The sequence below is a fragment of the Streptomyces sp. PU-14G genome (assembly GCF_041028275.1).
Classification (GTDB): Bacteria; Actinomycetota; Actinomycetes; order Streptomycetales; family Streptomycetaceae; genus Streptomyces.
This window is the reverse complement of sequence record NZ_JASKYT010000577.1, coordinates 1-3796: the sequence shown is the minus strand read 5'-3', so window position 1 is coordinate 3796 and position 3796 is coordinate 1. Positions and strand designations below refer to the sequence as shown.

Annotated in this window: 3 protein-coding genes and 1 pseudogene; 3 read left to right on the top strand and 1 reads right to left on the bottom strand. The window is 76.3% G+C overall.

The genetic code is table 11. From position 1 onward, the window contains the following. A partial coding sequence (locus AB8Z75_RS33570) for a serine/threonine-protein kinase (RefSeq protein WP_369208710.1) occupies positions 1-1049 on the bottom strand: 1049 nt, incomplete at its 3' end. A gap of 18 nt (positions 1050-1067) precedes the next feature. Here AB8Z75_RS33570 and AB8Z75_RS33565 point away from each other — a divergent pair. The 3 genes and pseudogenes from AB8Z75_RS33565 to AB8Z75_RS33555 all read left to right on the top strand — a co-directional run bounded on the left by AB8Z75_RS33565 (position 1068) and on the right by AB8Z75_RS33555 (position 3731). Next, positions 1068-1769 (top strand): RNA polymerase sigma factor, encoded by a 702-nt coding sequence (locus tag AB8Z75_RS33565; protein WP_369208708.1) that lies wholly within the window; start codon positions 1068-1070, stop codon positions 1767-1769. A 152-nt stretch (positions 1770-1921) separates the two neighbouring features. Then, positions 1922-2191, top strand: a pseudogene (locus AB8Z75_RS33560) (sigma factor); the annotation flags it as partial. A gap of 190 nt (positions 2192-2381) precedes the next feature. Further along, complete coding sequence (locus tag AB8Z75_RS33555; protein ID WP_369208712.1) at positions 2382-3731, top strand: ArsA family ATPase; 1350 nt, start codon at positions 2382-2384, stop codon at positions 3729-3731. Positions 3732-3796 lie beyond the last annotated feature (65 nt).

The following is a 3796-nucleotide window of genomic DNA, read 5'->3' as shown; positions in this document are numbered from 1 at the left end:
GCCTGTCGCGCCGTCGGGGACGCGGGCGCGCCCGCCGTCCACTCGGCGGCCGTCGAGGCCTCCTCACGCACCCCCGACCGCCTCGCGGACGCGTCTTCGGCACCGCTGCCGCCAGAGCCGGTCACGCCGGCCGCGGCACCCGCGGCGCCCATGCCGGCCGCGGCACCCGCGCCGCCCCCAGCGCCCGCGCCGCCGCCCGCACCCGCGCCCGCGCCGCCATCGCGGCCCGTGGCGGGCTCCTCGGACAGGTGCCGGACGCTCTCCGCCAGCCGGTCCAGCTCCTGCGCGAAGGCACCGGCGGTCGGCCAGCGGCGGTCGCGGTCGGGCTCCAGGGCGCGTCCGACGACCTCCTCCAGCTCCCGCGGCAGCCCCGGGCGCACCAGGCGCAGCGGCGGCACCCGGCCAGGCGCTCCGGGCACGGTCCCGGTCACCAGGTGGTGGAGCAGGGCGCCCAGGCTGTAGACGTCGGCGCGGGCGTCGATGCCGTCGAACGGTTCCGCCTGCTCGGGCGCCATGTACCCGGCCGACCCCGCGACCACCGTCAGGCCCGAGGCCTGCGCGAGGTTCTTCGCCAGACCCAGGTCGGCGACCAGCACCCGCTCGCGGCCCCGCGCGCCACCGCTCGCCAGCAGGACGTTCGACGGCTTGATGTCGCGGTGCGCGACCCCCGCCTCGTGCAGCGCCCGCACACCGCGGGACGCCTCGGCGGTGAGCCGCAGCGCCTCGGGCACCGACAGCGGGCCTGCCGCCAGTCTGTCGGCGACCGTACCGCGGTCCGCGTACTCCATGACGAAATAGGGGCGTTCGTCGTCCAGCTCGCCGACGTCGAAGACCTGGACGACGCCGCCCGAGGACGCCTTGCGCAGCAGTCGCGCCTCGGCGAGGAAACGGTCGCGGATGTCCATGCGGCAGGCCCAGTTCTCGGCCATCACCTTGACTGCGACGGGAGCCTCCAGCCGATCGTCGTGCGCGAGCCAGACGACGGCGAAGGCTCCGGATCCGAGGGGCTTCTCGACCCGGTAGCGGCCGAACTGATCAGGTGAGGGCATGCCCCTTATGATGCCTGGATGTGTCCCCCGGCTTCCGCAGACGCCGCGAACCAGCCCTTCGGCCCGACCGAACCGGCCACTCCGGCCACCCCGGCAACACCCGCCGGCACGGGCGTCCCCTCAGGCGCCGCACCCCACGATAACGACACCTTCGACCCCCAATCCCCCGACACCGAGACCCTCGCGCTGCTCGCGGCGCAGGGCGACAGCGCGTCCCTCGACGCGCTGCTCCGCGCGATCCGTCCCGACGTGGTCCGCCGCTGTGGCCGCTTCCTCCTCTACCGCGAGGACGCCGAGGAAGCGGCACAGGACGCGCTGCTGCAGGTCGCCCGGAACATCCACCGCTTCGAGGGCCGCAGCCGCTTCAGCACCTGGTTGCACACCGTGGTGGCCAACTGCTCCCGGCAAAAGTACCGGGAGCTGAAACGGCGCGCGGCCGAGCAGCCCACGCTCCCCGACGAGGCGGGCGCCCCCGAGCGCCGTCCCGATCCCCGTACGACCAGCGTGATCGCGGGCTCCAAGGTGGACGTGCTCGAAGCCCTCGAACGCCTGGAGCAGGAGAGCCCCCACCTGGTGGCGCCCCTGGTCTACCGCGATCTGTGCCAGATGGACTACGCCGAGATCGTCGACCGTCTCGGCATCCCGCTGGGCACCGTCAAGTCCCGTCTCCACCACGCCCGCCGCCACGTCCGTCCCTGGCTCACCTCCCAGGAGTTGTGACCGTTGTGACCAATCTCGCGGTCCGGGCCCCCCGCAGCCCGGACCGCGCCGCCCCGAGCAGCACCGGGAGCGGACGGGCGGTAACGGGGGCGGACGGGCGGTAACGGGGGCGGGGCAGCGGCCCGCAGAGTGCGGCATGGTCGACTGAGGCCATGGCGGATGCGGCGGTGACGCGGTTCGAGGCACACAGGGGGCGGCTGTTCGGGATCGCCTACCGGATGCTGGGTTCGGCGACCGAGGCCGAGGACATCGTGCAGGAGGCCTACCTGCGCTGGCAGCGTGCCGACCAGGCGTCCATCGCGTCCCCCGGCGCGTGGCTGGCCACAGTCGTCACGCGGCTCTGTCTGAACGAGTTGGCGTCCGCCCGCGTACGCCGTGAGCGGTACGTGGGCCAGTGGCTGCCGGAGCCCGTGCTGACGGGGCCCACCGGGGCCCCGGTCGTCTCGGGGCCCCCCCCCCCCCCCCCCCCCCCCCCCCCCCCCCCCCCCCCCCCCCCCCCCCCCCCCCCCCCCCCCCCCCCCCCTACCTGCGCTGGCAGCGTGCCGACCAGGCGTCCACCACGTCCACCACGGACAAGGACGGCAACTGAGCGGCCGGCGCCCGCAGACCCTCCTGGTCACCGGCGCGGGCGGAACGGGACGCACCACGGTCGCCGCCGCCACCGCCTGCGCGGCAGCCGCCCAGGGGCACCGCACCCTGCTGCTGAGCCCCGAGCCCGCCCGCCGCCTCGCCGCGCTGCTGAGCACCGGCGACGGCGCGGACGGCACGGACCCGACCGGCGGACCCGCCACCCCCGCACCGGGCACGGGCGCCTTCGAGGCCGTCACCGGTGTGCCAGGACTGTGGTTGGGGCGGGTCGACTCCGGCGAGGAGTTCCGCAGGCAGGCCGTCGACCTCCAGCAGCGCGGCAAGACCGTGCTCGACCTGCTCGGCGCCGTCCCCCTCGACGAGGACGAGCTGACCGAACTCCCCGGCGCCGGCACCTTCGCGCTGCTGCGCGCCCTGCACGCCGCGCACCGCGCCGACGCCCTCCCCGCCGGCGCCGAGGACGGCTGGGACATCGTCGTCGCCGACCTGCCGCCCACCCCCGAGGGCCTCAACCTTCTCGCGCTGCCCGAGCAACTGCGCCGCTACCTGCGCCGCCTCGTCCCCGCCGAACGCCAGACGGCCCGCGCGCTGCGCCCCGTCCTCGCCCAGCTCGCCGGCGCCCCCATGCCCGCGCAGTGGCTGTACGAGACCGCCACCCGCTGGTCGGAACAGCTCGCAGAACTCCAGGAGATCGTCGACTCCCCCGCGACCGTCGTCCGGCTGGTCACCGAGCCCGGGCCGCTGGCAGCCGAGTCCCTGCGCACCGCGGGCGCCGGGCTGCGGCTGCACGGGCTCGTGCTGGAATCCGTCGTCGCCAACCGGCTGCTGCCCACGGGATCCCCCGACACGTGGCTGGCCGCCCTGGCCGGACAGCAACAGGCCGCGCTGCGGGAGCTGCGCGGCACGTGCGCGGCCGACTCCGTCCCGCTGTGCGAGCTGCCGCATCTGGGCCGCGACCCGCGCGGCGTCGGGGACCTGACGGCGCTCGCCGACGCCGCCCGCACCGCCGTCGCCTCCGAGTCGGCCGCGGCGGCCGGCGCCGGCGAGGGCCTGGAGCCGCCCGCCGGAGCGGACACCGCGGCCGGCGCCGAGGTCGCCTACGGCTGGGTCGAGGACAGGATCGCCGAGGACGGCAAGCTGGTGTGGCAGCTCCCACTGCCGGGAGCCGGCCGCGACGAGCTGGAACTGGTGCGGCGCGGCGACGAGTTGACCGTCGGAGTCGGCCCCTACCGCCGCGTCCTCGCGCTGCCCTCCGCGCTGCGGCGCTGCCGGGTGACGGGCGCGGGCCTCAAGGGCGGGGTGCTCTCCGTCCGCTTCACTCCGGACCCGCAGCTGTGGCCGGAGGGCTCCGAAGCACCGGACCCCGCGCCCTGATCCAGCCGGATCCGCACGCGCGGCCCCAGCGGCCCCGGCCCGGCCGAGCCTGCCCAGCCCTGCCC

Coding starts and splice junctions, on each gene's coding strand:
- AB8Z75_RS33565 (WP_369208708.1), top strand. CDS start 1,068: ATGTGTCCCCCGGCTTCCGCAGACGCCGCGAACCAGCCCTTCGGCCCG.